This is a genomic window from Mycobacterium neumannii (genome assembly GCF_002245615.1).
Classification (GTDB): Bacteria; Actinomycetota; Actinomycetes; order Mycobacteriales; family Mycobacteriaceae; genus Mycobacterium; species Mycobacterium neumannii_A.
Genome location: NZ_NKCO01000002.1, coordinates 298,554 through 324,618, shown reverse-complemented (window position 1 = coordinate 324,618; position 26,065 = coordinate 298,554). Strand labels below are relative to the sequence as shown.

General features: G+C 66.8%; 20 protein-coding genes, 2 tRNA genes and 3 pseudogenes. 6 read left to right on the top strand and 19 right to left on the bottom strand.

Annotated elements, in window-relative coordinates; all coding sequences use genetic code 11:
- Positions 1–6: 6 nt before the first annotated feature.
- The 5 genes and pseudogenes from CEX88_RS04190 to CEX88_RS04170 form a co-directional block, all read right to left on the bottom strand.
- Positions 7–399: a DUF4233 domain-containing protein gene (locus CEX88_RS04190; protein ID WP_066841642.1), complete on the bottom strand. Its 393-nt coding sequence runs from the start codon at positions 397–399 to the stop codon at positions 7–9.
- Positions 396–1,871 (bottom strand): bifunctional tetrahydrofolate synthase/dihydrofolate synthase, encoded by a 1,476-nt coding sequence (gene folC / locus CEX88_RS04185; RefSeq protein WP_094292496.1) that lies wholly within the window; start codon positions 1,869–1,871, stop codon positions 396–398. Before folC ends, CEX88_RS04190 begins: the two co-directional genes overlap by 4 nt.
- Positions 1,868–4,519, bottom strand: coding sequence for a valine--tRNA ligase (locus tag CEX88_RS04180; protein WP_094292495.1), 2,652 nt, complete (start codon positions 4,517–4,519; stop codon positions 1,868–1,870). The genes folC and CEX88_RS04180 overlap by 4 nt, the downstream gene beginning before the upstream one ends.
- A gap of 85 nt (positions 4,520–4,604) precedes the next feature.
- On the bottom strand, positions 4,605–5,864 hold the full coding sequence (locus CEX88_RS04175; protein WP_094292494.1) for a saccharopine dehydrogenase family protein: 1,260 nt from the start codon (positions 5,862–5,864) through the stop codon (positions 4,605–4,607).
- 10 nt (positions 5,865–5,874) lie between these two features.
- Positions 5,875–7,907: pseudogene (locus CEX88_RS04170) on the bottom strand (prolyl oligopeptidase family serine peptidase).
- A gap of 73 nt (positions 7,908–7,980) precedes the next feature.
- Between CEX88_RS04170 and CEX88_RS04165 the strand changes: the two are divergent.
- Together CEX88_RS04165 and CEX88_RS04160 are read left to right on the top strand one after the other, a co-directional pair.
- On the top strand, positions 7,981–9,147 hold the full coding sequence (locus CEX88_RS04165; RefSeq protein ID WP_094292493.1) for an FAD-dependent oxidoreductase: 1,167 nt from the start codon (positions 7,981–7,983) through the stop codon (positions 9,145–9,147).
- The gene (locus tag CEX88_RS04160; RefSeq protein ID WP_094292492.1) at positions 9,144–9,725 is read left to right on the top strand and encodes a VOC family protein; all 582 of its coding nucleotides are present in this window, start codon (positions 9,144–9,146) and stop codon (positions 9,723–9,725) included. Before CEX88_RS04165 ends, CEX88_RS04160 begins: the two co-directional genes overlap by 4 nt.
- 145 nt (positions 9,726–9,870) lie before the next feature.
- Here CEX88_RS04160 and CEX88_RS26255 read toward each other — a convergent pair.
- From CEX88_RS26255 to CEX88_RS26000, 6 genes and pseudogenes are all read right to left on the bottom strand, one after another.
- Positions 9,871–10,101 (bottom strand): annotated as a pseudogene (locus CEX88_RS26255) (transglycosylase family protein); the annotation flags it as partial.
- Positions 10,102–10,423: 322 nt separating this feature from the next.
- Positions 10,424–10,651: pseudogene (locus CEX88_RS04150) on the bottom strand (transglycosylase family protein); the annotation flags it as partial.
- 1,137 nt (positions 10,652–11,788) lie between these two features.
- Entirely contained in the window at positions 11,789–12,379 is a 591-nt protein-coding gene (mobA, locus tag CEX88_RS04145; RefSeq protein ID WP_066840644.1) for a molybdenum cofactor guanylyltransferase, read from the bottom strand.
- A gap of 10 nt (positions 12,380–12,389) precedes the next feature.
- Positions 12,390–13,460 (bottom strand): 2-oxoacid:ferredoxin oxidoreductase subunit beta, encoded by a 1,071-nt coding sequence (locus tag CEX88_RS04140; RefSeq protein ID WP_094292490.1) that lies wholly within the window; start codon positions 13,458–13,460, stop codon positions 12,390–12,392.
- A complete protein-coding gene (locus CEX88_RS04135; RefSeq protein ID WP_094292567.1) occupies positions 13,457–15,412 on the bottom strand; it encodes a 2-oxoacid:acceptor oxidoreductase subunit alpha in 1,956 nt (651 codons plus the stop codon). The genes CEX88_RS04140 and CEX88_RS04135 overlap by 4 nt, the downstream gene beginning before the upstream one ends.
- Before the next feature lie 319 nt (positions 15,413–15,731).
- Positions 15,732–15,875, bottom strand: a complete 144-nt coding sequence (locus CEX88_RS26000; RefSeq protein WP_156431692.1) for a hypothetical protein — start codon at positions 15,873–15,875, stop codon at positions 15,732–15,734.
- A gap of 105 nt (positions 15,876–15,980) precedes the next feature.
- Between CEX88_RS26000 and fdhD the strand changes: the two genes are divergently transcribed.
- Positions 15,981–16,817, top strand: a complete 837-nt coding sequence (fdhD, locus tag CEX88_RS04125; protein WP_094292489.1) for a formate dehydrogenase accessory sulfurtransferase FdhD — start codon at positions 15,981–15,983, stop codon at positions 16,815–16,817.
- Positions 16,818–16,847: 30 nt separating this feature from the next.
- Here the strand turns inward: fdhD and clpX are convergent, their stop codons facing one another.
- The 6 genes from clpX to CEX88_RS04100 all read right to left on the bottom strand — a co-directional run bounded on the left by clpX (position 16,848) and on the right by CEX88_RS04100 (position 21,708).
- Complete coding sequence (clpX, locus tag CEX88_RS04120) at positions 16,848–18,128, bottom strand: ATP-dependent Clp protease ATP-binding subunit ClpX (protein WP_064396868.1); 1,281 nt, start codon at positions 18,126–18,128, stop codon at positions 16,848–16,850.
- 292 nt (positions 18,129–18,420) lie between these two features.
- Entirely contained in the window at positions 18,421–18,732 is a 312-nt protein-coding gene (locus CEX88_RS25900) for a hypothetical protein (protein WP_126315837.1), read from the bottom strand.
- Between the two features lie 93 nt (positions 18,733–18,825).
- Positions 18,826–19,485: an ATP-dependent Clp protease proteolytic subunit gene (locus tag CEX88_RS04115; RefSeq protein WP_066840652.1), complete on the bottom strand. Its 660-nt coding sequence runs from the start codon at positions 19,483–19,485 to the stop codon at positions 18,826–18,828.
- Positions 19,482–20,084: an ATP-dependent Clp protease proteolytic subunit gene (locus CEX88_RS04110; RefSeq protein WP_064396872.1), complete on the bottom strand. Its 603-nt coding sequence runs from the start codon at positions 20,082–20,084 to the stop codon at positions 19,482–19,484. The genes CEX88_RS04115 and CEX88_RS04110 overlap by 4 nt, the downstream gene beginning before the upstream one ends.
- 107 nt (positions 20,085–20,191) lie before the next feature.
- Positions 20,192–21,595: a trigger factor gene (tig, locus tag CEX88_RS04105; RefSeq protein WP_094292566.1), complete on the bottom strand. Its 1,404-nt coding sequence runs from the start codon at positions 21,593–21,595 to the stop codon at positions 20,192–20,194.
- A gap of 39 nt (positions 21,596–21,634) precedes the next feature.
- A tRNA-Pro gene (locus CEX88_RS04100) sits at positions 21,635–21,708 on the bottom strand.
- Positions 21,709–21,863: 155 nt separating this feature from the next.
- Between CEX88_RS04100 and CEX88_RS04095 the strand changes: the two genes are divergently transcribed.
- Both CEX88_RS04095 and CEX88_RS04090 read left to right on the top strand, forming a co-directional pair.
- Positions 21,864–21,937: transfer RNA gene (locus CEX88_RS04095), tRNA-Gly, on the top strand.
- A gap of 130 nt (positions 21,938–22,067) precedes the next feature.
- Positions 22,068–23,285: a peptidoglycan DD-metalloendopeptidase family protein gene (locus tag CEX88_RS04090; RefSeq protein WP_094292565.1), complete on the top strand. Its 1,218-nt coding sequence runs from the start codon at positions 22,068–22,070 to the stop codon at positions 23,283–23,285.
- Here the strand turns inward: CEX88_RS04090 and CEX88_RS04085 are convergent.
- A complete protein-coding gene (locus CEX88_RS04085) occupies positions 23,275–24,261 on the bottom strand; it encodes a hypothetical protein (RefSeq protein WP_238381939.1) in 987 nt (328 codons plus the stop codon). The two genes, CEX88_RS04090 and CEX88_RS04085, sit on opposite strands and share 11 nt — an antisense overlap.
- An 83-nt stretch (positions 24,262–24,344) precedes the next feature.
- Between CEX88_RS04085 and CEX88_RS04080 the strand changes: the two genes are divergently transcribed.
- The gene (locus CEX88_RS04080; RefSeq protein ID WP_094292487.1) at positions 24,345–25,292 is read left to right on the top strand and encodes a dTDP-glucose 4,6-dehydratase; all 948 of its coding nucleotides are present in this window, start codon (positions 24,345–24,347) and stop codon (positions 25,290–25,292) included.
- An 11-nt stretch (positions 25,293–25,303) separates the two neighbouring features.
- On the opposite strand, the gene CEX88_RS04075 is transcribed toward CEX88_RS04080, so the two are convergent.
- Positions 25,304–26,062, bottom strand: a complete 759-nt coding sequence (locus CEX88_RS04075; protein WP_094292564.1) for a class I SAM-dependent methyltransferase — start codon at positions 26,060–26,062, stop codon at positions 25,304–25,306.
- Positions 26,063–26,065 lie beyond the last annotated feature (3 nt).

Here is a 26,065-nt window from a genome sequence, read left to right as displayed (position 1 = left end):
AATCGACTACTCCGGCGGACGCTGCTGACCAGGCAGAAGTCCCCTCTTCTGTCGGCGAAGGACCTCGGCGCGCAGATAGGCGATCATCAGCCACACCACCAGGAAGATCACCCCGACGAAGGCGATCGCCCCGTCGAGGACCACACCCGCGATCAGCACGACCTGAAGGCCCACATTCACCCAGATCGCCCAGGGCTTGCCCTGCACACCGGCCAGCAGTACCAGGATCACCGCCATCCCGATGAGGAAGCCGCCGGTGGCCGCGGTGAGCCCGCCGCCGATGTTGGCCACCACCGGCAGCGCCAGCAGCACGACGATGGCTTCCAGGATCAGCGTGCCCGCCATCACCCCGCGGAAGCTCTTCCAGGGATCCGGCTGCTGCGGCGCCGGTTCGGTCATTGCGGATCCTTTCCGAACAGCGTGCGTGCCGCTCCCGCGGTGACGACCGACCCGGTGATCACGATCCCCGCGCCACCCAGCAGTTCACCCTCGATCGCCGACTCCTCGACGATCGCGGTGGCGATCTCGATCGCGTCGGGCAGCGTCGCCGCGGTGACCACCCGCTCGGGACCGAACCTCTGCTCGGCCACCAGCGCCAATGCCTCCACGTCGAGCGCGCGCGGTGATCCGTTGTGCGTGACGACCACCTGGTCGAACACCGGTTCCAGGGCGGTCAGGATGCCGTCGACGTCCTTGTCGCCCATCACCGACACGACGCCGACCAGAATGCGGAAGTCGAACTCCTCCTGCAGTGCCTGCGCCAACGCCGCGGCTCCGGCCGGATTGTGCGCGGCATCGATGAAAACCGTTGGCGCGCTGCGCATCCTCTCCAGGCGGCCGGGGCTTGTCACCGCGGCGAAACCCGCCCGCACCGCGTCGATGTCCAGCTGGCGCTGTGCCCCGGCGCCGAAGAACGCCTCGACGGCCGCAAGCGCGAGCGCGGCGTTGTGCGCCTGGTGTTCTCCGTGCAGCGGCAGGAAGATGTCGGAGTACAGGCCGCCGAGGCCCTGCAGTTCGAGCAGCTGCCCGCCGACGGCGACCTGCCTGCCGAGCACCGCGAACTCCGAGTCCTCGCGCGCGACCGCCGCGTCGGCGCGCACCGTCTGGGCCAGCAGCGCTTCCATCGCCTCGGGGGCCTGCCTGCCGATGATCGCGACCGTATCGGTGGGCACCAGGTCGTCTTCCTGTTTGCCGATGATCCCGGCCTTTTCGGCGGCGATCTCGGCGAGGGTGTCGCCCAGGTACTCGGCGTGGTCGACACCGATCGGAGTGATCACCGTGACGGGGGCGTTGACGACGTTGGTGGCGTCCCAGCGACCGCCGAGGCCGACCTCGACGACGGCGACGTCGATCGGCGCATCGGCGAAGGCGGCGAACGCCATCGCGGTCACCACCTCGAACTTGCTCATGGCGGGTCCAGCCTTCCCCAGGACGCCGGCCTCGGACTGCTGATCAACCAGGTGCACGAAGGGCTCGATCTCGCGGTAAGTGTCGACGTAGGCCGCGGGGCTGATCGGCTTGCCGTCGATCGAGATGCGCTCGACCGCCGATTGCAGGTGCGGGCTAGTGGTGCGTCCGGTGCGACGATGCAGTGCCGTCAGCAGCGCATCGACCATCCGCGCGACCGATGTCTTGCCGTTGGTGCCCGCGATGTGGATCGACGGGTAACCGCGCTGCGGTGAGCCGAGCAGTTCGAGCAACGCCGAGATGCGCGTCGTGCTGGGTTCGAGTTTCGTTTCGGGCCAACGCTGGTCGAGCAGGTGCTCGACTTGCAGGAGCGCCGCGATCTCGTCCGGTGAAGGCTCGGGATCCGGCGGCCCCAGCGGCTCCACGTCCGGCTCTGGCCGGTCGTCCGGCTCCGGGTCGGTCATCGCAGCGCGGCCAACCTCGCGGCGATGCGGTCGACTTCCTCCTGGGCGATCTGTTGGCGTCCGCGGATCTTGTCGACGACTTCTGCGGGAGCCTTCGCCAGGAACGCCTCGTTTCCGAGTTTGCCTGTGGTACTGGCCAGTTCCTTCTGCGCCGCGGCGAGATCCTTTTCCAGCCGGCGCCGCTCGGCGGCCACGTCCACGGTGCCCGAGGTGTCGACCTCGACGGTCACGGTGCCGCGCGACAGCCGCACCTCGATGGCCGCGGTCGGGGCGAAGCCATCAGAGTCGGTGGTCAGCCAGGCCAGCGAGCGCACGGCGGGCACCTGCGCCTGCAGGTCCGCGCCGACGATGTCCGACAACCGCGCAGGAACCTTCTGCCGGTCGTTGAGTCCCTGATCGCTGCGGAAGCGACGCACCTCGGTGATCAGCTTCTGCATGTCCGCGACCCGTTGCGCGGCAACCGGATCGGGTTCGAAACCCGATGGCGTCGGCCAGTCGGCGATCACCAGCGACTCGCCACCGGTCAGTGTCTTCCACAACACCTCGGTGACGAACGGCATCACCGGATGCAGCAGCTTCAGCAGTGTGTCCAGTACCGCGGCGAGCACGGCCGTGGTGTGCGTGATGTCCTCGGCGAGCTGAACCTTGGCCAGTTCGACGTACCAGTCGCAGAACTCGTCCCAGGCGAAGTGGTAGAGCGATTCGCACGCGCGGCTGAACTCGTAGGCGTCGAAGGCCGAATCCACCTCCGCGCGAACCTGTTCCATCCGGCCCAGGATCCACCGGTCGGCGTCGGTCAGCTCGGCGGCGTCCGGCAGTGCATCCGGCGCCGCGCCGTTCATCAACGCGAACCGGGTGGCGTTGAACAGCTTGGTGGCGAAGTTGCGTGAGGCTCGGGCGTGATCCTCGCCGATGGACAGGTCACCGCCCGGGCTCGCCCCGCGGGCCAGCGTGAATCGCAGCGCATCGGCGCCGAAGAGCTCCACCCAGTCCAGCGGGTCGATCCCGTTACCGCGCGACTTGCTCATCTTGCGGCCGTGCTCGTCGCGAATCAGTCCGTGCAGGAAGACGTTCTGGAACGGCACCTGGGGTCCGCGCTGACCGTCGAGGGTGATCGCCGGGTCGTCGGCGACGAAGGTGCCGAACATCATCATCCGCGCCACCCAGAAGAACAGGATGTCGTAGCCGGTGACCAGCACGGTCGTTGGATAGAACTTGGCGAGGTCGGGGGTTTGGTCCGGCCAGCCCATGGTGGAGAACGGCCACAGCGCCGAACTGAACCAGGTGTCGAGCACGTCGGGGTCCTGCTCCCACCCCTCGGGCGGCGTCTCATCGGGCCCGACGCAGACGGTCTGGCCGTCGGGGCCGTGCCAGATCGGGATGCGATGGCCCCACCACAGCTGGCGCGAGATGCACCAGTCGTGCATGTTGTCCACCCACGCGAACCACCTGGGCTCGAGGCTGGGAGGGTGAATCACGGCGTCGCCGTTGCGAACTGCGTCACCGGCGGCCTTGGCCAGCGCCTCGACCTTGACCCACCATTGCAGCGACAGCCGCGGCTCGATCGGCTCGCCGCTGCGTTCGGAGTGGCCGACGCTGTGCACGTACGGCCGCTTCTCCGCGACGATGCGGCCTTGCGAGGCCAGCGCCTCGCGCACCTTGACCCGCGCCTCGAAGCGGTCCTGGCCGTCGAATTCCGTTCCGGTGCCGACGATTCGGCCCTTGGTGTCCATGATGGACGGCATCGGGAGCTGGTGGCGCAGACCGATCTCGAAGTCATTTGGGTCGTGGGCGGGAGTCACCTTGACGGCGCCCGTGCCGAATTCGGGGTCGACGTGCTCGTCGGCGACGATCACGATGTCGCGGTCGATGAACGGGTGCGGCAGCGACGTTCCGACCAGGTCGCGGTATCGCTCGTCGTCGGGGTGCACCGCGATCGCCGTGTCGCCCAGCATCGTCTCGACGCGGGTGGTGGCGACGACGATGTGCGGTTCGTCGTCGTTGAGCGAGCCGTACCGGAACGACACCAGCTCACCCTCGATGTCTTCGTATTTGACCTCGAGGTCGGAGATGGCCGTCTCGAGCACCGGCGACCAGTTGACCAGTCGCTCGGCCTGGTAGATCAGGCCCGCGTCGAAGAGTCGCTTGAAGATCGTGCGCACCGCGCGCGACAGGCCCTCGTCCATGGTGAACCGGTCGCGACTCCAGTCGACGCCGTCGCCGAGGCGGCGCATCTGCGCGCCGATCGTGCCGCCGGATTCCCGCTTCCAGTCCCAGACCTTGTCGACGAACAGGTCGCGGCCGAAATCCTCTTTGGTCTTGCCGTCGACCGCGAGTTGCTTCTCGACGACCGACTGGGTGGCGATGCCGGCGTGATCCATGCCCGGTAACCACAGCACCTCGTAGCCCTGCATCCGCTTGCGGCGCGTCAGCGCATCCATCAGCGTGTGGTCCAGCGCGTGGCCCATGTGCAGGTTGCCGGTGACATTCGGCGGGGGCAGCACGATCGAATAAGCGGGCTTGCTGCTGGTCGCGTCGGCGGTGAAGTAGCCGGCCTTGACCCAGCCCTCGTAGAGGTCGCTCTCCACTGCGGCCGGGTCCCAGGACTTGGGCAGGGCTTCGGCAGAGGATCGGGGGCTGGCGGTCACCCCGCAATTCTAGGAATGCAGTGCGCGGTGTCGCTAAGTGCCCCGAACGGAGCGGCTTTTCGCTCCTGATGCGATGTGACGTGCGCTACCTGTGCAGGCGCGTCGTCTCCAGCGTCACCCCGGCGGCGGGTAGGCGGGTGAGCAATGCGTCGCCCATCGCCGCGGCGGGGGTGAGCACGCCGCGAAGGTCGGAGAGCTTGTCCCGGTCCAGCGCCAGCGCGAGCCCGCACTCCCCCAACAGCACCGCCGTCGCCTTGTAGCCCGGATCGCCCTTCTGCGACATGACGGCCCGATACCGGGTGCCCGTGGTGGTCGTCGCGTACGTTTCGACGGTGTAGTGGCCGCTCTCGCGGACCTTCTCGCTGGGACCGGTGCCGGGTTTGGGCAGCACTCGGTCGACCAGCTTGCTGGGCACGCGGTCGAAGTAGCGGCTGCCCAGCGCCATCGTCGCGACGTTGCCGGCCGCGGCCAGCGCCGATGCCACCGGCGCGAGCACCGACTTGCCCATGCTCATCTGTTCGCCGTACTCCAGGCGCCGACCATAGGCGTAGTCGAGTAATGCGTTGCTGCGCCGCACGATACGGGTGTTCACCGCGGCCATCACGAAAGGCGCAACCCAGTACCCGTCGAGTTCCGGTGCGATCTCCGCGCCCCGCCGCCACCGCAGATCGGGTTGGCCGCCCAGTTCGGGTTCGGCGGCGCGGTCGGGGGTGAGCGTGTACGGGTCGTTCATCACCCGTCGCGCCTCTTCGTCCGACGACGCCGCCCGCATGACCTCGATCATCGACGCGGCCGTACCGCCGGAGACCCCTCCCTTGAAGGACCGCACCACCAGGTTGGTGTCGGTGAGTTCGCCCGCACCGTCCTGCTGCGCGCGCCGATACAACGCGAACACCGTGAGATCCGATGGGACGGAATCGAATCCGCACGAGTGCACGATGCGCGCACCGGTGTCGGCAGCCTGCTTGTGGTACTGGTCGATGCTCTCGCGGATGAACAACGACTCACCGGTCAGGTCCGCATAGTCGGTGCCGGCGGCCGCGCACGCCGCGACCAACGGCAGACCGTACTTCGCGTAGGGACCCACCGTGGTCACCACCACGCGCGTTTGTGTGGCCATCGCGTTCAGGGTCGACGGCTGCGACGCGTCCGCGGTGATCAGCGCCCAGGAGGCGGCCTTGTCACCCAGGGAGTCTCGGACCGCGATCAGCTTGTCGTGCGATCGACCTGCGAGCGCGATCCGGGCGTCCGGCGCCGTCCTGGCCAGGTATTCGGCGGTGAGTTTCCCGACGAACCCGGTTGCTCCGTACAAGACGATGTCGAATTCCCGCTCCGGTGCGCTCATGGTCGCGACGCTACCCGAGCGTCTCGGGCACCTCGATGTCCTCACCGAGCACGTGCCGGGCCAAGAACCCGATGACGACCTGGTACCAAATCTTGGCGTGTTGCGGTGTGAGCACCCAGTGGTTCTCCGACGGGAAGTACAGGAACCGGTGCGGGCTGTCGCCGTCGGCGTCGGCGGGCAGCGCGGAGTGGGTCAGCAACTCGTACCAGAACCGCAGTGCCTGGCCGATCGGCACCCGGTAGTCCTTGTGGCGTGGATGACCAGCATGGGCGTGCGAATGTCGCCCACGTGGTGGTGCGGCGAGTTGGCCTGCGCCATGTCGCGCGTCATCTCGCGTAGCCAGTAGTACGAGGAGTCGGTGGTGGCGCCGAACTGGTCGAGCGCCCAGAGGCTGGCGTGGGTGACGATCGCGTCGAACCTGTCGGTGTGGCCGGCGACCCAGTTGGCCATGTAACCGCCGAACGATCCACCCATCGCCGCGGTGCGGGACGCGTCGATGCGCGGATGCGCGCACGCGGCGTCGGTGATGGCCATCAGATCCTCGAACGGGGCACCGCCCCATGCGCCCCAGCCACGTGCGATGAAGTCCTGCCCGTAACCGGTGGACATCCCCGGATCGGGCAGCAGCACCGCATACCCGCGAGCCGCCAGTAGCCACGGATTCCACCGCCACGACCACACGTTCCAGCTGGCCAGCGGGCCGCCGTGGATCCACAACAGCAGCGGCGCCTCGCCGTCTCCCGCCGGGAGCGCCAGCCACGAACGCACCCGCCTGCCGTCGGCGGAGGTCGTCTCGAGTTCGGTCAGCGTTCCCGGCAGCGGCGGCAACCCCGCACACGGGAGTTCGGTGATCGCGCCGTCGGGGTCGATGCGCACGGGGTGGGGTGGCGCGGCGTAGGAGCTGCGCAACGCGAACAGCACACCGCCCGCAGCGGCCACCACGTCGGAGTAGCAGTAATCGTCGAAGGTCAGCTGAGTCACCGCGCCGTCGGCGAGGTCGACACGGAAAACCGGGGCCCTGCCGTCCTGATCGGCCGTGACGATCACCGCCGAGCCGTCCCGCAGCCATGTCACCGATGCCGGCCACCGGTCCCAATCGTCGGTGAGCACGCGTGGGCTGTCACCGAATCGGATGCAGCCCAGCGTTATTCGCGGTGGGGTGTCGGGGTTCGAGAACGTCTCGCGCAGGTAGACGACAGTGGCACCGTCGGGGGAGATGGCCGGACTCCACACGTCGGCGGCGGGCTCCTCCACCACCACCGTGCGTTCGCCGCTGTCGAGATCGATGCGCATCAACACCGAATGCCGAGATGCGCCGGGGGCGGGCCGCTGCCACGTGGTGACCAGGAAGCGCCCGTCGGAACTGACGTCGAAGTCGGAGTCGCGCAATGCAGCGCCCGGCGCGGCGGTCAGGTCGCGGACGTCCTCACCGCGGGCGGAATCGTCGGTCAACGCGACGCCGAGCAGGTGCGGCTCGCCCGGCCCGAGATCGGAGTCCCAGTGGCGGATCGGATAACCGGTGTGCAGGATCGCGGTGATCTTGTTGTCCTTGCGCAGGGACCGGAGCCGACGGTCGTCGTCGATGGTCCGAGCCGACGGCATCAGCGGTGAGCGCACCACAACGACGTCCTCCTCGCGGGCGGGGCGCACCGCCTCGACGCCGCCGGGAAGCGCCAACACCTGCGCCGCTTCACCGCCGGTCGACGGGAGCCGCCACAGCGCGGCGGGCGGCTCGTCGTCATCGGGGGTCGGGCGGACGGCGATGAACAGCAGATCGCCGTTGGCCGCGAACGCAGGCGCCGACTCCCCCTTCGTCCCTCGCGTCAGTCGGCGTGCCGGTTGGGCACCGGCGGGATCGAGCTCCCAGACCGCGCTGACGTATTCAGTTCTCTTGTCGTTGAGTTGGGCGACGGTGGTCACCAACCGTGTTCCGTCCGGCGACAGCGCCAGCCCCGAGAGGCGGGGCAACGCGACGTACTCGTCGAGGTCGTGGAAAGGGGCGCGAGACGAGGTGGACAGGGCGTCGGGGGCCGTCGCGATCATGCCCCGTTCGTAGCACACCGATCGGACGCCTTCTCTGCACGAAACTGCGCGCTCGGCGCGCTAGGTTCGACAGATGCCGAAGCGGATCGTAGTTGTCGGGGCAGGCATCGCCGGGCTGGCGAGCGCCGTCGCGCTGCAACAGCGCGGACACGACGTCACGCTCGTCGAGGAGCGCGCCGACACGTCGTCCGGCGCCGGAATCAGCATCTGGCCCAACGCATTGGCCGCACTCGACGACATCGGCCTCGGCGATCCGGTGCGTCAGGCGGGCGGCCGGGTCACCGCGGGCGCGGCCCGTTGGCGTGACGGCAGCTGGCTGCGGCGACCCGAACGGCAACGCCTCATCAAGGCCCTCGGCGAACCTCTCGTGGTCATCCGCCGCTCGGCGTTGACATCGATCCTGGCCGGTGCGCTCGCCGACGGCACCCTGAAAGCCGGAGTGGCGGCCGAGGCGCTGGCGACGACCGCCGACGGCGTGAGAATCAGGCTGGCCGACTCCGCGGTGCTGGAGGCCGAGGCCGTCGTGGGCGCCGACGGCACCCATTCGATGGTCGCCCGTCATCTCAACGGACCGCTGCACAACCAATACGTCGGCTACACCGCGTGGCGCGGAGTGGCTGAGTGCACGATCGATCCTGAGCTCGCGGGCGAGACGCTCGGACCCGCGGTCGAGTTCGGCCACGTGCCGCTCGGAGAGGACCACACCTACTGGTTCGCCACCGAACGCGTACCCGAGGGGACGACGGCGCCGCAGGGTGAACTGCCCTACCTCCAGGAACGGTTCGCGTCGTGGGCCGCGCCCATCCCCGAGATCCTGGCCGCCACCGACCCTGAGGCCGTCCTGCGCAACGACCTCTATGACCGCGACGAGGCCCGCAGGTGGTCGCGGGGTTCGGTTGTGACGGTCGGTGACGCCGCGCATCCGATGCGCCCGCACCTTGGACAGGGCGGTTGTCAGGGACTGGAGGACGCCGCGATCCTCGCGAGGTTCCTCGATGGCGACGACGATGTCACCACGGCCTTCGCGCGGTTCGTGAAGTTCCGCCGCCCGCGGGTCCGCTCGCTGGTCCGCGAATCGCGGTTCATCGGGCGCGTCATGAATCTGCCGCCGGCGATCAGTGCGCTCGTGAGCCGTGCGACGGTGCTGGGACCCGAAGCCCTGGTGGCCCGCCACCTGGCCGATGTGGCGTCGCGGTCGGCGTTCAAGCTGCCGACCGACCGCGACCTGTTCGCGGTGTGACCGTGCGGTTGGGCCCGCTGGTCGTCGACGCGGCCGACCCGCCGGCGATGACCGTCTTCTGGGCCGCGGTCCTCGGCGCCGAGGCCCAGCGCAGGCTGTTGGTCTTCCGACCGCAGAACTGCCCGACGACGGTGAAGAACCGCGTCCACGTGGACCTCTACGTGCGCGATGTCGCGTCGCTCCTCGACCTCGGCGCCCGCGTCCTCGCCGAGCACACCGGGTGGACGATGCTGGCGGACATCGAGGGCAACGAATTCTGCGCGTTCCCGCAGGACCCGGGAGGAGGCCCGCCCGCCCGCGTCTTCGCCGTCTGCACGGACAGCGACCGGCCCGAAGAGCTCGCCGCCTGGTGGGCGCCCCGGGTGGGAGCCGAACTGCGGGACGGCCCCGACGGGGCGCCGCGGTGGCTCTACGGGTCGGCCGGTTGGGAGGACCTCATCTGGAAGTTCGTCCGCGTCGACGACGACCGTGTCGTTCCCAACCGCTGGCAGTGGAGCGTCGACTCGGCTCCCGGGGCACTGAGCGACCCGCAGGGCAACGAGTTCAGCGTGCTCGGGCGATCGTCCCGATCGGGTTGAACAGCGCGGTGCACATCTGACGCGGGTTGACGAAGCCGAACAGGCCGCTGGACGGCATCGAAGCGCAACCGGTCGCCGAGGCAGGCATCGTCCGCGCGGTCGGAGCGGACGGACCCGACGGCGTGGTCCATACGGCGGGCGTCGCGCCGCGGGGTCCGCACTTCGGCCACGCCTTCAGGCCCTGGGTGCGCAGGACATTCTCGGCAACGCGGATCTGCTCGGCGCGCGACGCGGTCGCCGGGTTGCCGACACCGCCGTTGGCGGCCCAGGTGGCCTGCTTGAACTGCAGACCCCCATAGTGGCCGTTACCCGTGTTGATCGCCCAGTTGCCACCGGACTCGCATTCGGCGATGGCGTCCCAGTTCACCGAATCGGCGTTGGCTGTGGCCAACGACGACTCGGACAGTGCCATCGGCACCATCGCAAGCGCTCCGGAGATCGCCGCGGCCAAGAAGCCCTTGCTCACTGCAGTACGAACGTTCATCTCTGCGGTCCTTCCCCGACCGTTTTCACAAGGCCCGCATCCGAGAACCCCTCGATCTCCGCTGCGGTTATCCGGTGTGTCGGGTGATGAACGTCACGTGTTACGCGAGGGTCAAAAGTTTTATTCGTTACTTAATTGGCGTAAGAGCCTTCTGAGAAAGAAGAGGCGGTGCCGGATACCCGGCACCGCCTCTTCGTTAAGACGAAACGCGTGCTTAGCCGCGACCGCCGCAGGTCGGCCATGCGCCGATGCCCTGCGACTGCAGCACGTTCTCGGCGACGCGGATCTGCTCCTCGCGGCTGGCGTTGTGCGGGGAGCCGCTGCCACCGTTCGATTGCCACGTGCCCATGGTGAACTGCAGGCCGCCGTAGTAGCCGTTACCGGTGTTGATGGACCAGTTACCGCCCGACTCGCACGCCGCGACGGCATCCCAGTTCACACCGCTGTCCGCATTGGCAGTGCCGGTGGCCAGAGCCATGGGCGCCAACGCGAGCGCTCCGGCAAAGGTCGCCAGGCCAAGTGTCTTGCGGATGTTCTTCAACTTCTATCCTTTCGCCACGCGCGCGCCAACACACACCCGCGCCAAAGCGCGCGGGGTGGGCATGCCTGTCAGCCAGGCCAGGGAGTTGGGCCGCACCGTCTCGGTCGGGTGCGACAGCGGGAGGCCGGAATGCCTCGCCGGGCCTCAGCGCCGGCGGCCGCCGGAGACCGTTCGCCTCCTACAGCCCCACTCACACACAGGTTCGTGGTTTCAAATTGTTTGCTCCGGGTAGAGCCATTGGGGACCGTACAAAAAGAGTTCGGCCGCCGTCATATCGAGCGAAGGTGTGTCGCGGCATGATCACGAAACGATTACGGCGCAGATTTCTCAGCATATTCCCAGGTTGCAGCGTGCTTTGACGAACACGGCAAAACTGGTGTCAGGACAAGTTCTCGTGAGCCATCTCACGGCTATTTTGTGAGCTGAACCACGCGTCTGTGGGGTCGCGTCCTGGTTGGTGCGGCGAAAACCGCAGTGTCGTCGACAAAATGACCGCAACGGGCATGATCGTCGCCCCATGACTGCGGCAACTTCGCTGGCCCTGCGACCCGGTTTAAGAGTTGGAACACGTTGCGCGTCAGCAACTCACGAGGTCGTTCGCTCACCGCCCCATTTCTCGCCCCTGCGAAGGCTTCACCGGGCTCGTTACGGCATCCGTTATCCCAGCGCGTCTTTCGTCGTCAATGCGACACCCGTTCGACACACTTTCGGGCCCGTGGACCCGCCGTATGCGACGGCCATGCTATGCGTCGCGCGTTTCGCCGCGACCGGCCCATCCGCAGCGGCATACCTTTGGGCGGGCTCGGGCACCGAATCAGTCCCCAGGGAGCTCGAATTCGCCCACCGCTGCAGGTGATGCCGCCGAAAGGCGCTGAGAGCCAGCCGTATTCGTGTATCTGTTATGCCGATAGTGCACTTTCACGCGCCGACCGATATCAGCACGTTGATGTGCTTATCACGGTAAAACGCGTACTAATTCACTGGCGGGAATTCAATTCACTCAATCGCGAATAGCGGGTATTTCAACCAGTTAATTTGCTAGGCAATTTGCACGTTGCGGATCGCCTTGAGATCGGCGGCGGTGTTGAGGTTGGTCAGCGCACGCTGTTCAGGCATCACGATCCGCTGCGTGTCGACCCGGTCGACCAGCGCGCGCATGCTGCGCTCCCCCGCGTCGATCAGTTCGTCGACGCGCCCAGCCAGCGCGGTGCGGTAGACGCCCGCCAGGTAGTGGTCACGCCCGTCCCAGGGCAGCACCACGTCCGCCCCGACGCGCACCGCCGGAGCGACCAATGCGTCGATCAACTCGACGGTCAACAGCGGCATGTCCACCGCGGAGACGAAAGCGAGTTCCGATCCGGCGTCGGCGGCCGCTCGCAGCCCCCGGCCGGTCGCCAGCAGTGGGCCGACGCCAAGCACCTCGTCGCGCAGAACCTCGGCGTCGAGCGCGGGCATCGCCTGCCCCGGGGCAGCGATGACGAAGATCGGCGCGCAACGCGGTTTGAGGATGTCCACCATCCGCTCGACAAGCGTGGCGCCTTCGTACGGCAACGTGGCCTTGTCGCGGCCCATGCGGCGGGAAGCCCCGCCCGCCAGGATGATTCCGGCCAGCGGAACGGTGGTCGTCATGACCGTGACGTTAGTCGACAGTCCAGGTGTCTTTGCCCCGAAGCAGTGACTGAAGCGCCGCCGTGTCGTGTGCCCTCTCGGTGCGGGCCGCGGCGATCTGCTGACGGGCCGCATCGTCGTAGGTCGGCTTGCTCACCTGGCGGAAGATGCCCATCACCATGTGCTCGAGGCTCTGATCCGACAGCCGCGACAACGCGAACGCGTACGCGGGGTCCTCGAGGTTGGCGTCGTGCACGACGATCTCGCCGGCCGACACGTCGGCGGTCTTGGCGATCTCGAGCCCGTAGCCGGACTTGACCACGCAATACTCGCCGTCGGCCCCGAACGTGACCGGCTCACCGTGGGTGAGGTTGATCAGCCGCTCCTCGGCGCCTTCCTTGCGCAGGGCGTCGAACGAGCCGTCGTTGAAGATCGGGCAGTCCTGCAGGATCTCGACCAGGGCCGCACCGCGGTGAGCGGCGGCGGCCCGCAGCACCTCGGACAACCCCTTGCGGTCGGAGTCCAGTGCACGCCCGACGAACGTCGCGTCAGCACCGAGCGCCAACGACACCGGGTTGAACGGGTAGTCCAGCGACCCCATCGGCGTCGACTTGGTGACCTTGCCGACCTCCGACGTCGGGGAGTATTGCCCCTTGGTCAACCCGTAGATCCGGTTGTTGAACAACAGGATCGTGATGTTGATGTTGCGGCGCAGCGCGTGAATAAGGTGGTTGCCGCCGATCGACAGCGCGTCACCGTCACCGGTGACAACCCACACCGACAGATCCTCGCGGGCCAGGGCCAGGCCGGTCGCGATCGTCGGGGCGCGGCCGTGGATCGAGTGGAACCCGTAGGTCTCCAGGTAATACGGGAAGCGACTCGAGCAGCCGATACCGCTGACGAACGCGATGTTCTCGCGGCGCAACCCCAACTCGGGCAGGAAGTTGCGGATGGTGTTGAGGATGACGTAGTCACCGCAACCGGGGCACCAGCGGACCTCCTGGTCGCTGGTGAAGTCCTTGGACTTCTGCGGCTGATCGGTCGTCGGCACCCGACTGGTGCCTGCGGTCAACCCGAGATCTGCTCCGATCAAGTCGGTCATACGTTCGCTCCCACACCGCTCACGCCGACTTCGACGGTGGCCGCCGCCAGTCGTGCGAACTTCACTTTGTCACTTTCCTTCTCGCCCAACGTTCCGTCCAGCGCCGCATCAATGATGCCCTCGACCTCGTCGGCCAGGAAGGCCATGCCTTCCACCTTGGTGACCGACTGGACGTCGACCAGGTACTTGCCCCGCAGCAGCAGAGCAAGTTGGCCGAGGTTCATCTCCGGGCACACGACCGTCGGATACCGCCGCAGCACCTCTCCGAGGTTGGCCGGGAACGGGTTGAGGTTGCGCAGGTGCGCCTGGGCGACGTTGATGCCCTTGCGGCGCGCCCGCCGGCACGCCTCACCGATCGGTCCGAAGCTGGAACCCCAACCGAGCATCAGCAGTTCGGCGTCACCTGTCGGGTCGTCGACCTCGAGATCGGACACGGCGATGCCGTCGACCTTGGCCTGCCGCAGCCGGACCATCAGGTCGTGGTTCTTGGGCTCATAAGAGATGTTGCCGGAGCCGTTGGCCGCTTCGAGGCCACCGATCCGGTGCTCGAGACCGGGCGTACCGGGGATCGCGAACTGGCGCGCCAGGGTCTCCGGATCGCGGGCGTACGGCTGGAACGGTTCTCCGGACTTGGCGAACGTGTGCTCGATGGCCGGGTAGCTGCTGACGTCCGGAATCCGCCACGGCTCAGAGCCGTTGGCGATCGCACCGTCGGAGAGGATGACCACAGGCGTGTGGTAGTTGACCGCGATGCGGGCGGCCTCCACGGCCACGTCGAAGCAGTCCGACGGTGAGCGGGGAGCCACCACCGCGACCGGTGACTCGCCGTTGCGGCCGTACATCACCTGCAGGAGGTCGGCCTGCTCGGTCTTGGTCGGAAGACCGGTGGACGGCCCACCGCGCTGCACGTCGATGACGATCAGCGGCAGTTCTGTCATCACCGCCAGACCGATCGCCTCGGACTTCAGCGAGATGCCCGGGCCCGAGGTGCTGGTGACACCCAGGGCGCCGCCGTAGGACGCGCCGATGGCCGCGCCGATGCCGGCGATCTCGTCCTCGGCCTGGAAGGTCATCACGTTGAAGTTCTTGTGCTTGGACAGCTCGTGCAGGATGTCCGACGCCGGGGTGATCGGGTAGGTGCCGAGCACGACCTGCAGATCGGCGAGTTGACCGGCGGTGACGATTCCGTAAGCCAGCGCGGTGTTACCGGAAATCTGGCGGTACTCACCGGTTTTGAGCTTGGCGGGTGCGACCTCGTAGGTGCTGGCGAAGGCCTCGGTGGTCTCGCCGTAATTCCAGCCGGCCTTGAGCGCGAGCACGTTGGCCTCGGCGACGTCGGGCTTGCGGGCGAACTTCTCGCGGATGAACGCCTCGCTGTGCTTGAGTTCGCGGCCGTACATCCACGACAGCAGACCGAGCGCGAACATGTTCTTCGCCCGCTGGCCGTCCTTCTTGGAGGCGCCGATCGGCTCGACCGCACCCAGCGTCAGGGTCGTCATCGGCACGGCCTGCACGACGTAGTCGGACAGTTCCTCGGTCTCCAACGGGTTGGCTTCATAGCCGACCTTGGCGAGGTTGCGCTTGGTGAACTCGTCGGAGTTGGCGATGATCAGACCGCCGCGGGGCAGGTCGGAGACGTTGGCCTTCAGCGCCGCCGGGTTCATCGCGACGAGCACATCGGGGCGGTCGCCCGCGGTCAGGATGTCGTAGTCGGCGATCTGGATCTGGAACGACGACACACCGGGCAGCGTGCCCTGCGGCGCGCGGATCTCGGCGGGGTAATTCGGTTGGGTGGCAAGGTCGTTGCCGAACAGGGCGGCTTCGGAGGTGAACCGGTCACCGGTGAGCTGCATACCGTCGCCGGAGTCGCCGGCGAATCGAATGACGACCTTCTCGAGCTTCTGTCGAGGACCCGCACTCCCCGGACTGACCGCGTTGTCCTTCGCTGCCACGAGGCCTGCCTTCCACACTGCGTGGGGACGTCCTCCGAGTCACAGTCGAGTCGACGCGCCGTCGGTGGACGTCCACCAAAATTTTTGATGTCACTGCCAGTACCGATTATTGCACTTTTCTTAGGCGGCCCTTCACCGGACTCGCCCGCGGCGTGCCGCACACGGAGGGTCGAACACACAGCTCAGTCGATGTGTGGATGCCTGCCGTGAGACATAACTGTGTTGTTCGTCACGTCTACGAGACAAAAATTCTAAGGAAATGGTTACCGTCCAGTAGCCGGTAGCTAGCACCCCATCGTCGGTGCTGGTCGTCCTGTTGTCAGTGCCGGGTGGACGCCGACTCCCCGCGCCGTTCGTGCCAACGCAGGCGCAGTAACAGCAGGTGGCGGTGCGCGCGGAAGCCAGCCGACAGCGGATCACGCCAGACCGGCATGCGGCGGTTCGGTTCGAGTTCGTTGTGCACGAATCCATTGTGCCGTCCGAATGGCGAGGACGCCGCCTCGCGCGCTGGCCCCGGCATGAACAGCACGGAAACGTTATCGACGTCGAATCGCCCTAGTGTGGAGTCATGGGTCGGGTCACAGCCAGGCGGCGGGTAAAGCATGTGACCATGGACTCCGCGGTGGCGCGGCCGGAGACCCTCGTCGTCGAGGAGCCGATGGAGATCCGCGTCAACGGCGCATCCATCACGGTGACGATGCGCACTCCGGGCTCCGATGTCGAACTCGCGCAGGGTTTTCTGCTCACCGAGGGGGTCATCGCCGGACGTGACGACGTGCTCACGGCGCGCTACTGCAGAGGCACGGGCGTCGACGACGCGGGCTTTTCGCAGAACACCTACAACGTCCTCGATGTGACGCTGGCCCCGCATGTCGCGCCGCCCGATGTCGACGTCACGCGCAACTTCTACACCACATCGTCGTGCGGGGTCTGCGGTAAGGCCTCACTGGAGGCGGTACAGCTGAGCAGCCGCCACGGCCCGGGGGACGATCCGACGACCATCACCGTGCAGACGCTCTCGCAGCTGCCTGCGCGGCTGCGCAAAGCCCAAAAGGTGTTCGCCAGCACGGGCGGCCTGCACGGCGCCGCGCTTTTCGACTCCGGGGGCACGACGCTCGCCGTGCGCGAAGATGTCGGCCGGCACAATGCGGTCGACAAGGTCATCGGGTGGGCGGTCGAGCAGGACCGCATTCCGCTGACGGGGACCGTGTTGCTGGTCAGCGGACGCGCCTCGTTCGAGCTGACGCAGAAGGCCGTGATGGCGGGCATTCCGGTGCTTGCGGCGGTGTCGGCGCCGTCGTCGCTGGCGGTCGATTTGGCCAGCCAGTCGGGGCTGACCCTGGTCGCCTTCCTGCGGGGCCGGTCGATGAACGTCTACACCCGCCCCGACCGCGTTGTGCACTGATGCGGCTCGTTCCTCGCCGCTTGATCGTCGTCAGGCGGACTTGTCGCGACGCTCCGGACGCGACGGCTTGCGCGGCACGATCGTCGGCAGCACGTTGTCCTGCACAGTCTCCTTGGTGACGACCACCTTGGCGACGTCGTCGCGGCTGGGGATGTCGTACATCACCGGCAGCAGGACCTCTTCCATAATGGCGCGCAGTCCACGAGCACCGGTGCCGCGGTGGATGGCCTGATCGGCGATCGCCTCGAGCGCCTCGTCGGTGAACTCGAGTTCGACGCCGTCCATCTCGAACAGGCGCGTGTACTGCTTCACCAATGCGTTCTTGGGCTTGGACAGGATCTGCACAAGGGAGTCCTTGTCCAGATTCGTCACCGACGCCACCACCGGCAAGCGGCCGATGAACTCCGGGATCAACCCGAACTTGATCAGATCCTCGGGCATGACCTCGGCGAAGTGGTCGGCGGTGTCGACGTCGGCCTTCGAATGCACCTCGGCGCCGAAGCCCAGGCCGCGCTTGCCGACGCGGTCGGACACGATCTTCTCCAGACCCGCGAACGCTCCCGCCACGATGAACAACACGTTGGTGGTGTCGATCTGGATGAACTCCTGGTGCGGATGCTTGCGGCCGCCCTGTGGAGGCACCGACGCCTGCGTTCCCTCCAGGATCTTCAGCAGAGCCTGCTGGACACCCTCACCGGAGACGTCACGGGTGATCGACGGGTTCTCGCTCTTACGGGCGATCTTGTCGACCTCGTCGATGTAGATGATGCCGGTCTCGGCGCGCTTGACGTCGTAGTCGGCGGCCTGGATCAGCTTGAGCAGAATGTTCTCGACGTCCTCGCCCACGTATCCGGCTTCGGTCAGCGCGGTGGCGTCGGCGATCGCGAACGGCACGTTGAGCATCTTGGCCAACGTCTGCGCCAGGTAGGTCTTACCGCAGCCGGTCGGACCGAGCATCAAGATGTTGGACTTGGCCAGTTCGACGGGTTCGGAGCGCGAATCGCGACTCTTCTCCCCCGCTTGGATGCGCTTGTAGTGGTTGTAGACGGCGACCGCGAGCGTGCGCTTGGCGGTGTCTTGTCCGATGACGTAACCCTCGAGGAACTCGCGGATCTCCGCGGGTTTGGGCAACTCGTCCAGCTTTACGTCGTCCGCATCGGCGAGTTCTTCTTCGATGATCTCGTTGCACAGATCGATGCACTCGTCGCAGATATAGACGCCCGGACCCGCAATGAGCTTCTTAACCTGCTTTTGACTCTTGCCGCAGAACGAGCACTTCAGCAGGTCACCGCCGTCTCCAATGCGCGCCATGGTGGTGGGGTCCTACTTTCCTCGCAGCCGATGAAGCTTCTTTTCTGTGGTTGCCTCGGGTGGTGAACCCGACGCTACCCGTTTGTTCCCGCGCGAGGCGACCGATAAAGCCGAATCGCGCCAGTGGTATTCATCTGTGTTCGCGCCAACATATCGTCTGATTACCCTCGGACCCCAGCGAACGCGCCGCCGTGTCGTTGGCGTGTCGTGGCCGTGACCGGACCGAGAGGGCGTCGGCACCCAACGTACCCGTTATCGGCGCGGTGCACGCCGGCGCCGATTCGGTGTGACGCTATCGGCGCCCGGGGCCTGCGGGACCCGGCCCAGCCGGCCCTGGCCCGACCGGACCCGGACCAGCGGGGCCCACCACTCCTCCGACACCGACGGGACCTGCGGGCCCCACGACGGGGTTCGGGGGGTTGACATAAACGGTCGCGTCGACGGGCACGCATTGGAGCGAGTAGACGTCCCAATACGTCCCTGCGGGACAGGCCGGTTCCTGAGCCTGGCTCACCGCCGGTGAGGCGATCTGAGCCAGGCCGCAAACCGCGGCCGTCACCGCCAACGCGGTCATCGCGAAACCCGCTCGCATCCCAAGTGTCATCGCCGTCCTCCCCTGGCCGTCCGCCCGTGCAGACGCACAGCGTGCCACGCCAAAGGCAGACGCGAACTGCATTTCGCGCGGTTGCGGGACAGATCAGGCGGTCTGGGCCGACAGCTTGCGGTACTCCAGGACGGTGTCGATGACGCCGTAATCCTTAGCCTCTTCGGCGGTCAGGATCTTGTCGCGGTCGGTGTCCTTGCGGATCTGCTCGGGGGTCTTGCCCGTGTGGTTGGCCAGCGTGACTTCCATCAGCGTGCGCATCCGCTCGATCTCCTTGGCCTGGATCTCGAGATCGGAGAACTGGCCCTGAATGACGCCGGCCAGCGCGGGCTGGTGAATCAGCACGCGAGCGTTGGGCAGCGCCATGCGCTTGCCGGGGGTGCCCGCGGCCAGCAACACCGCGGCGGCCGAAGCGGCCTGGCCCAGGCACACCGTCTGGATGTCGGCCCGCACGTACTGCATGGTGTCGTAGATCGCCATCAGCGAGGTGAACGAGCCGCCCGGGGAATTGATGTACATGGTGATGTCGCGGTCGGGGTCGAGCGACTCCAGCACCAGCAACTGGGCCATGATGTCGTTCGCCGACGCGTCGTCGACCTGCACACCGAGGAAGATGATGCGTTCCTCGAACAGCTTGTTGTACGGGTTGGACTCCTTGACGCCGAAGCTCGAGTGCTCGATGAACGACGGCAGGATGTAACGGGCCTGGGGTTGCAGGCGGGCGTCGGCCTGAGGATGCAAGTGATCGGTCATTTGTCTAGTCCTGCTCCTGGTCCTGAGCCGTTGACGCTCGCGCTGGTGATGATGTGGTCGACGAAGCCGTACTCGAGGGCCTCCTGCGCGGTGAACCAGCGGTCGCGGTCGGAGTCCGCTTCGATCCGCTCGATGGGCTGCCCGGTGAACTCGGCGTTCAACCGGAACATCTCCTTCTTGATCACCGCGAACTGCTCGGCCTGGATCGCGATGTCGGCCGCACCGCCGGTGATCCCGCCGAGCGGCTGGTGCATCAGAATCCGGGCGTGCGGCAGGGCGTAACGCTTACCCTTCGTGCCCGCCGCGAGCAGGAACTCGCCCATCGAGGCCGCCATACCCATGGCGTAGGTGGCGACGTCGCACGGCGCCAGCACCATGGTGTCGTAGACCGCCATCCCGGCGCTGATGGAGCCGCCGGGCGAGTTGATGTAGAGGTGGATGTCCTTGGTGGGATCCTCGGCCGACAGCAGCAGAATCTGCGCGCAGAGCTTGTTGGCGATGTCGTCATCGACCTGCGAGCCCAGGAAGATGATCCGCTCCGCCAGCAAGCGCTCATAGACCGAGTCGACAAGGTTGAGGCCTTGCGAGGCGCCACGCATGTGGGTCACGTCTGGATACCTGCTTTCTTCAAGAGCTTGATACTCACCGACACTAACCAACCCGCGCGGGCGTGCAGTCCCTAGACGGGCCGCGTTCGCTCTCAGCGTCACTTCGCGTCGGCCGACTCCTCGTCCGCTTGTGACTCGGCGGCGTCGGAGGCCTCCTCGGCAGCTTCCTCGGTCTGCTCTTCGGACCGGCCGAAGAACTCGGTGGTGTCGATCACGTTGCCGTCGGAGTCTTTGACGGTGGCGGCCTCGACGACAGCGGCCAGCGCCAGCCCACGACGCACGTCGGCGAACAGCGCGGGCAGCTGGTTGTTCTGCTGCAGCGACTGGATCAGCTGCTGCGGCTGCAGGCCGTACTGCTGAGACATCAGCATCAGGCGCTCGCTGATGTCGTTCTGGCCGACCTGGACGTCGAGGTTGTCGGCGATCGCATCGACCAGCAGCTGCGTCTTGACCGCCTTCTCCGCGTTGGTGCGGTTGTCGGTGTCGAACTGGTCGCGGCTGCTGCCCTGGGCTTCGAGAGCCTCGGCCAGACGCGCCTCGTCGTGGTCGAGCCCGTGGATGGCGTTGTGCAGCGCGTCGTCGACCTGGGCCTGCACCACGTTCTCCGGCAGCGGCACCTCGACCTGCTCGAGCAGCGTCTCGAGCACCTTGTCGCGGATCTTCTCGGCCTGCTGCACCCGCTTGACCCGGCGCACCTGCTCGACGAGCGACTCCTTGAGCTCATCCATGGTGTCGAATTCGCTTGCCAGCTGGGCGAATTCGTCGTCAGGCTCGGGCAGCTCGCGCTCCTTGACCGACTTGACGGTGACGGTCACCTGCGCGTCCTTGCCGGCGTGCTCACCGGCGGCCAGCTTGGTGGTGAAGACGCGGGTCTCCCCCTCCTCGAGGCCGACGATCGCCTCGTCGAGACCGTCGATCAGCTGGCCCGAGCCGACCTCGTGCGACAGCCCCTCGGTGGCGGCCTCGGCCAGCTCCTGGCCGTCCACGGTGGCCGACAGGTCGATGGAGACGAAGTCGCCGTTCTGGGCGGCGCGCTCCACGCCCGTGAGGGTTCCGAAGCGCGCGCGCAGCGTCTGCAGTTCGGCGTCGACCTCTTCGTCGGTCACCTCGATGGCGTCGACGGTCAGCGTCAATTCCGACAGGTCGGGAAGCTCGATCTCGGGGCGGACGTCGACCTCGGCCGTGAACGTGAGGTCCTGGCCGTACTCCTTATTGGTGATCTCGATCTCGGGCTGGCCCAGCGGCTGCACCTCCGAGCTGGTCACCGCTTCGCTGTAGCGGCCGGGAAGGGCCTCGCTGACGACCTGGTCGAGCATTGCTTCGCGGCCGACGCGCGCCTCGAGCAGCTTGCGCGGCGCCTTGCCGGGACGGAAGCCGGGGAGCCGGACCTGCTTGGCCAACTGCGCGAACGCGCGGTCGAAGTCAGGTTCGAGCTCAGTGAAGGGCACCTCCACGTTGATGCGCACCCGGGTGGGGCTCAACTTTTCGACGGTGCTCTTCACGATCTTGCTCCTCATATTCTGGTTCGGTCGGTGTCGCAGTCGGGGTGACAGGATTTGAACCTGCGGCCTTCCGCTCCCAAAGCGGATGCGCTACCAAGCTGCGCTACACCCCGTGCTCTGCACGTCGCGCCGGCGCTTGAGCGCTGCGCCTGCGCAGGCCGTCCGCAAAACACGGAACGACCACGCGAGATACTACGGGCTGCACACGCGAAGCCCTCAATTGGATTTGATTTGGCTGCCGCCGGTACGATCTGGTCTTGCTGTACATGCGGGCGTAGCTCAATGGTAGAGCCCTAGTCTTCCAAACTAGCTACGCGGGTTCGATTCCCGTCGCCCGCTCCACTCGCTACCAGCGGTAGCGCGGTAGCACGCAGAACACCCGCGCAACCGACCGCGGTCCGGACAAGATCATCGCTATGCTCTCGGCGATGCTCACCGCCGTCGAATCGCAGGTCAGCGGAAGTAGGCCATGATGCGCATTCTGGCGATGTTCCGCGTGCACAACGGCGAGGACGTGCTGCCGCGCGTGCTCGATTCCCTGGCCGGCTGGTGCGACGACGTCTACGCGGTCGACGACCGCAGCACCGACGGGACCGCGCAGATCCTGCACGACCATCCCGCGGTCACCAACGTCGTACACGCCCGCTCAGATCTTCCGCAGACCCCGTGGCTGATCCCCGAACCACCCGGGCTCGAATTGCTGTACCGCATGGCCGATTTCTGCCGCCCCGACTGGATCTTCGTGATCGACTCCGACCAGGTGGTCGAAACCGACATCGACATCCCGGCGATGCTCGCACGCGTTCCCAACGATGTCGCGGCGCTGATGTGTCCGATGATTCCCAGCTGGGACGATCCGGACTACCCGGACATGATCCCGCTGATGGGCACCGCCGAATCGATGCGCGGACCGTTCTGGCGCTGGCGTCCCGGTTTGCGCGCCGGGACGCGCGCAATTCACAACCCGCACTGGCCGGCCAACATCACCGAACACGGTGGCATCGGCGTCGCCAACGATGTCCGCCTGTTGCACACCGGGTGGTCGACGCTGGCCGAGCGGATCGCCAAGGTCGAGCACTACCGCAAGCTCGATCCCCACTCCGAGTTGAACTACGGCGTGCCCTACGACCGCGCCCTGCTGTTCGGGTACGCCTACGACGAGATCGACCTGCTGCGCTCCGATTACCGGCGGCGGGCATCAGGTGACTTCGACCCCGCCGAACCCGGCGCCCGGGTGCCCATCGACCGCGACCGGCTGGCGATCGCGTCGGGTTATGGACGCCGCGCCACCGGTTTCCACCCCGGCGTCGACTTCGCGGCGGCGCCGGGAACACCGGTCCACGCGGCGATGTCGGGCGCCGTCAGCCGCGTCGTGAACCTTGACGACGGGCTGCAATCGATGACCATCGCGGGAGCCGACCGTGAGACCGTGTACGTCTTTCGGCCGGGCGATGACCGCCGCATCGACGTCGAAGCCCAAATCGACGCGGGCACGGAAATCGGCGTCCTGCAGGCACATGACGAATCTGCCGACGGCTTCCTGCATTTCGAGGTCCACGTCGACGGCGAGCACGTCAACCCCGTGCGCCACCTGGCGAACATGGGACTGAAGCCGTGGACACCGTCGGGGCGTCCGCGCCCGGTGTCGGGCACGTTCCCCCCGTCGTCGCCCTGCGCGATCATCGTCTGAGCTGATCCTCCAGAGCCCGCGCGGACCGGATGGTCGAACGCACCTCCTGGAGCAGCTTGGCCGGATGCTGCTGGTCCATCGCGCTGAGCCGGTTGTACTCCTGCACCCCGAAACCCGCTGACTCCAAACGGATGTCATATCGCAATGCCAACGTCCGCAGGGCTTCGAAGTGGAGGTAGGGCACCAACGGCTGACCCGTCACCATCAGACACGACGAGCCGCGCATGCCGGCCGTCTGCGCCGCGAACGTATACGTGTCGGCGGAATTCGCCCGGCGACGTTCGGGATCCGGTGACGGCGTCTCGAGCAGCATGACGGGCACGCCGAATTCATTGCTGTCAGGCGGAAAGTGCCAGACCGTCTCGTTGCACTGCACTCGATCGACGCGACGCCTCACATGCGCGCACACCTCGTCGACGTCGAGGCCGAACACGTCGCGGGCGGCGGCGACCATCAACTCGAACTCGGTACGCGCGCCAGGCGCGCACGCGGCGACGGCATCGGCTTCGGAATCCAGCAGGCGTCGGGACGCCGCGGCGAGTACGACATTGCCGACTCGGCGGCTCGCGACCATCTCCCCCGCGTAGCGCGTTCGCAGCAGGTTCGTGTACCGCCCGCCGCCGATGACGATGAGGTGATCGAACTCGGTTCCGGCGGGCTGTAACTCGGCGATGAGCCCCAGCTGCTCCGCCAATTTCTCGATCCGCTCGAGGTGATCATCAGGCAGCTCGAGACGAGGGATCAGCCACCGGACCGCCCCGCCGGCGTCCTGATTGTGGAACCGGACCGCACTCTGGCGCCGCGCTTTACCCCGGTAGTCCCATACCTCGCTGAACTCGTCCAGGAATGCGAGCCGTTCGCTCAATGCCAGGCCTCGCGGAACGCTTCCGCCGAACATGTCGACCAATTCGGTCAGGGCGGGGTGAGTGCACCACGCCTCGATCTGTCCCCGATATTCCGCGGCGACGTCGCACATTTGATGCATCCTTTTCGCATACCGCCAGCGGCGCCGGGTGGTAATCATAATGCGGCATATGTCTTGAGACGGGAGCACTTTAGGTGAGGATCCTCGTTACCGGCGGCGCCGGCTTCCAAGGGAGCCACCTCTGCGAAGCCCTCCTCGCCGCCGGACACCGCGTGACCGTCCTGAACACCTTCTCGGTGACCGGCAAGCAGAACCTGGCCGACATCGCGAACGATGACCGGGCCGACGTGGTGTTCGGTTCGGTCACCGACTGGGAGTTGATCAGCAAGACGGCGCGCGATCACGAGGTGGTCTTTCACCTGGCGGCAAATGTCAACGTCGACAAGTCGCTCAGCGACCCGAAGAGCTTCATCGAGACCAATGTGGTGGGGACCCAGAACGTTCTGGAGGCTGCCCGCGAATACGGCGCGCGGGTGATCCTCGCGTCGACCTGCGAGGTGTACGGCGACGGACATCGCTTGGGCCCGGGCTCGCTGCTGGACGAAACCGCTGAACTGAAGCCGAACAGTCCGTATGCGGCGTCGAAGGCCGCCGCCGATCGTCTCGCGTACTCCTACTACCGCTCCTACGGCATGGACGTCACGATCGTCCGACCGTTCAACATCTTCGGTGAACGCCAGAAGAGCGGCGCGTACGGGGCACTCATTCCGATCCTCGTCCGCAAGGCGTTGACGGGCGAGGACCTCGTGATCTTCGGGGACGGAAGTGCCACCAGGGATTATCTCCACGTCAGCGACGTGGTGAACGCATACCGCCTCGTGTTGGACACGCCGGAGTTGGCGGGCCGCGCCATCAATATCGCCAGCGGTGTGAACACGCGCGTACGCGACATCGCCGACTACATCGCGGAAAGATTCGGCACGAGGGTGGTGAACGGGCCCGCGCGGCCCGGGGAGGTGACCCGCTTTCCGGCCTCCATCGAATTCGCGCAGCAGATCGGCTTCGCTCCCGAGGTGAAGATCTGGGAGGGCATCGATCGCTACATCGAGTGGGCGAAACAACAGCCGCATCCGGCCCGCTGAATCCCAAGACACTACAGCTGCTTTCGGGCCTCCACGAGAACCCGAGTGGGATGGGTGACGAATCGGCCGTGCGCTTCGATGTGTTCGTGCACCGCGCGCAGGCGCGTCAGGTACGGCTCCGCGGTGAAGTCCGGCACCGTCCAAATCAGCTTGCGCAGGAAGTAGACGACCGCGCCGATGTCGTAATACTCCGAGGTGAGCGTCTCAAAGCGCAGGTCGACGACCTTCAAACCGGCCGCCTCCGCCTGCGCGGCCTGGACGGAGGGCTCCATGTGCGCGCCGAGTTCCGGCATCGGGCCCATAACGGCTTCGATGAGCTCGAGCGCGGTCGCCGGCCCCGGATGCTGGGCCAGATAGGTTCCGCCGGGCCGCAGGACCCGGGCGATCTCGGTCCACCAGACGGCGATGGGGTGGCGACTGCTCACCAGGTCGAAAGCGTTGTCGGCGAACGGCAACGGCGGTTCGCCGCGGGTCTGCAGAACCACGACCCCGCGAGGATGGAGCAGACGGGTGGCTTTGGCCGCGTTGGGTGGCCACGATTCGGTGGCCGCCATCGTCGGCGGGAACTTCTCCACACCGGCGAGCACCTCTCCCCCGCCCGTGTAGAGGTCCACCGCTGCTGACACCTCGCCCAGCCGTCGGCTGAGCAGGCGCTGGAAACCCCACGACGGCCGTTCCTCGGTAGCGCGGCCGTCGAGCCAGGAGAAGTCCCACCCGTCGATCGGCTCGGCAACGGCCTCGGCGACGAGTTCCTCGAAGGACCGGCTCATCGA

Excerpts from the sequence above, each read along its gene's own strand:
- CEX88_RS04190 (WP_066841642.1), bottom strand. The coding sequence starts at position 399 with ATGACCGAACCGGCGCCGCAGCAGCCGGATCCCTGGAAGAGCTTCCGC.
- folC (WP_094292496.1), bottom strand. The coding sequence starts at position 1,871 with ATGACCGACCCGGAGCCGGACGACCGGCCAGAGCCGGACGTGGAGCCG.
- CEX88_RS04175 (WP_094292494.1), bottom strand. The coding sequence starts at position 5,864 with ATGAGCGCACCGGAGCGGGAATTCGACATCGTCTTGTACGGAGCAACC.
- CEX88_RS04165 (WP_094292493.1), top strand. The coding sequence starts at position 7,981 with ATGCCGAAGCGGATCGTAGTTGTCGGGGCAGGCATCGCCGGGCTGGCG.
- mobA (WP_066840644.1), bottom strand. The coding sequence starts at position 12,379 with ATGACGACCACCGTTCCGCTGGCCGGAATCATCCTGGCGGGCGGGGCT.
- CEX88_RS04140 (WP_094292490.1), bottom strand. The coding sequence starts at position 13,460 with ATGACCGACTTGATCGGAGCAGATCTCGGGTTGACCGCAGGCACCAGT.
- fdhD (WP_094292489.1), top strand. The coding sequence starts at position 15,981 with ATGGGTCGGGTCACAGCCAGGCGGCGGGTAAAGCATGTGACCATGGAC.
- clpX (WP_064396868.1), bottom strand. The coding sequence starts at position 18,128 with ATGGCGCGCATTGGAGACGGCGGTGACCTGCTGAAGTGCTCGTTCTGC.
- CEX88_RS25900 (WP_126315837.1), bottom strand. The coding sequence starts at position 18,732 with ATGACACTTGGGATGCGAGCGGGTTTCGCGATGACCGCGTTGGCGGTG.
- CEX88_RS04115 (WP_066840652.1), bottom strand. The coding sequence starts at position 19,485 with ATGACCGATCACTTGCATCCTCAGGCCGACGCCCGCCTGCAACCCCAG.
- CEX88_RS04110 (WP_064396872.1), bottom strand. The coding sequence starts at position 20,084 with ATGCGTGGCGCCTCGCAAGGCCTCAACCTTGTCGACTCGGTCTATGAG.
- CEX88_RS04090 (WP_094292565.1), top strand. The coding sequence starts at position 22,068 with ATGCGCATTCTGGCGATGTTCCGCGTGCACAACGGCGAGGACGTGCTG.
- CEX88_RS04085 (WP_238381939.1), bottom strand. The coding sequence starts at position 24,261 with ATGTGCGACGTCGCCGCGGAATATCGGGGACAGATCGAGGCGTGGTGC.
- CEX88_RS04075 (WP_094292564.1), bottom strand. The coding sequence starts at position 26,062 with ATGAGCCGGTCCTTCGAGGAACTCGTCGCCGAGGCCGTTGCCGAGCCG.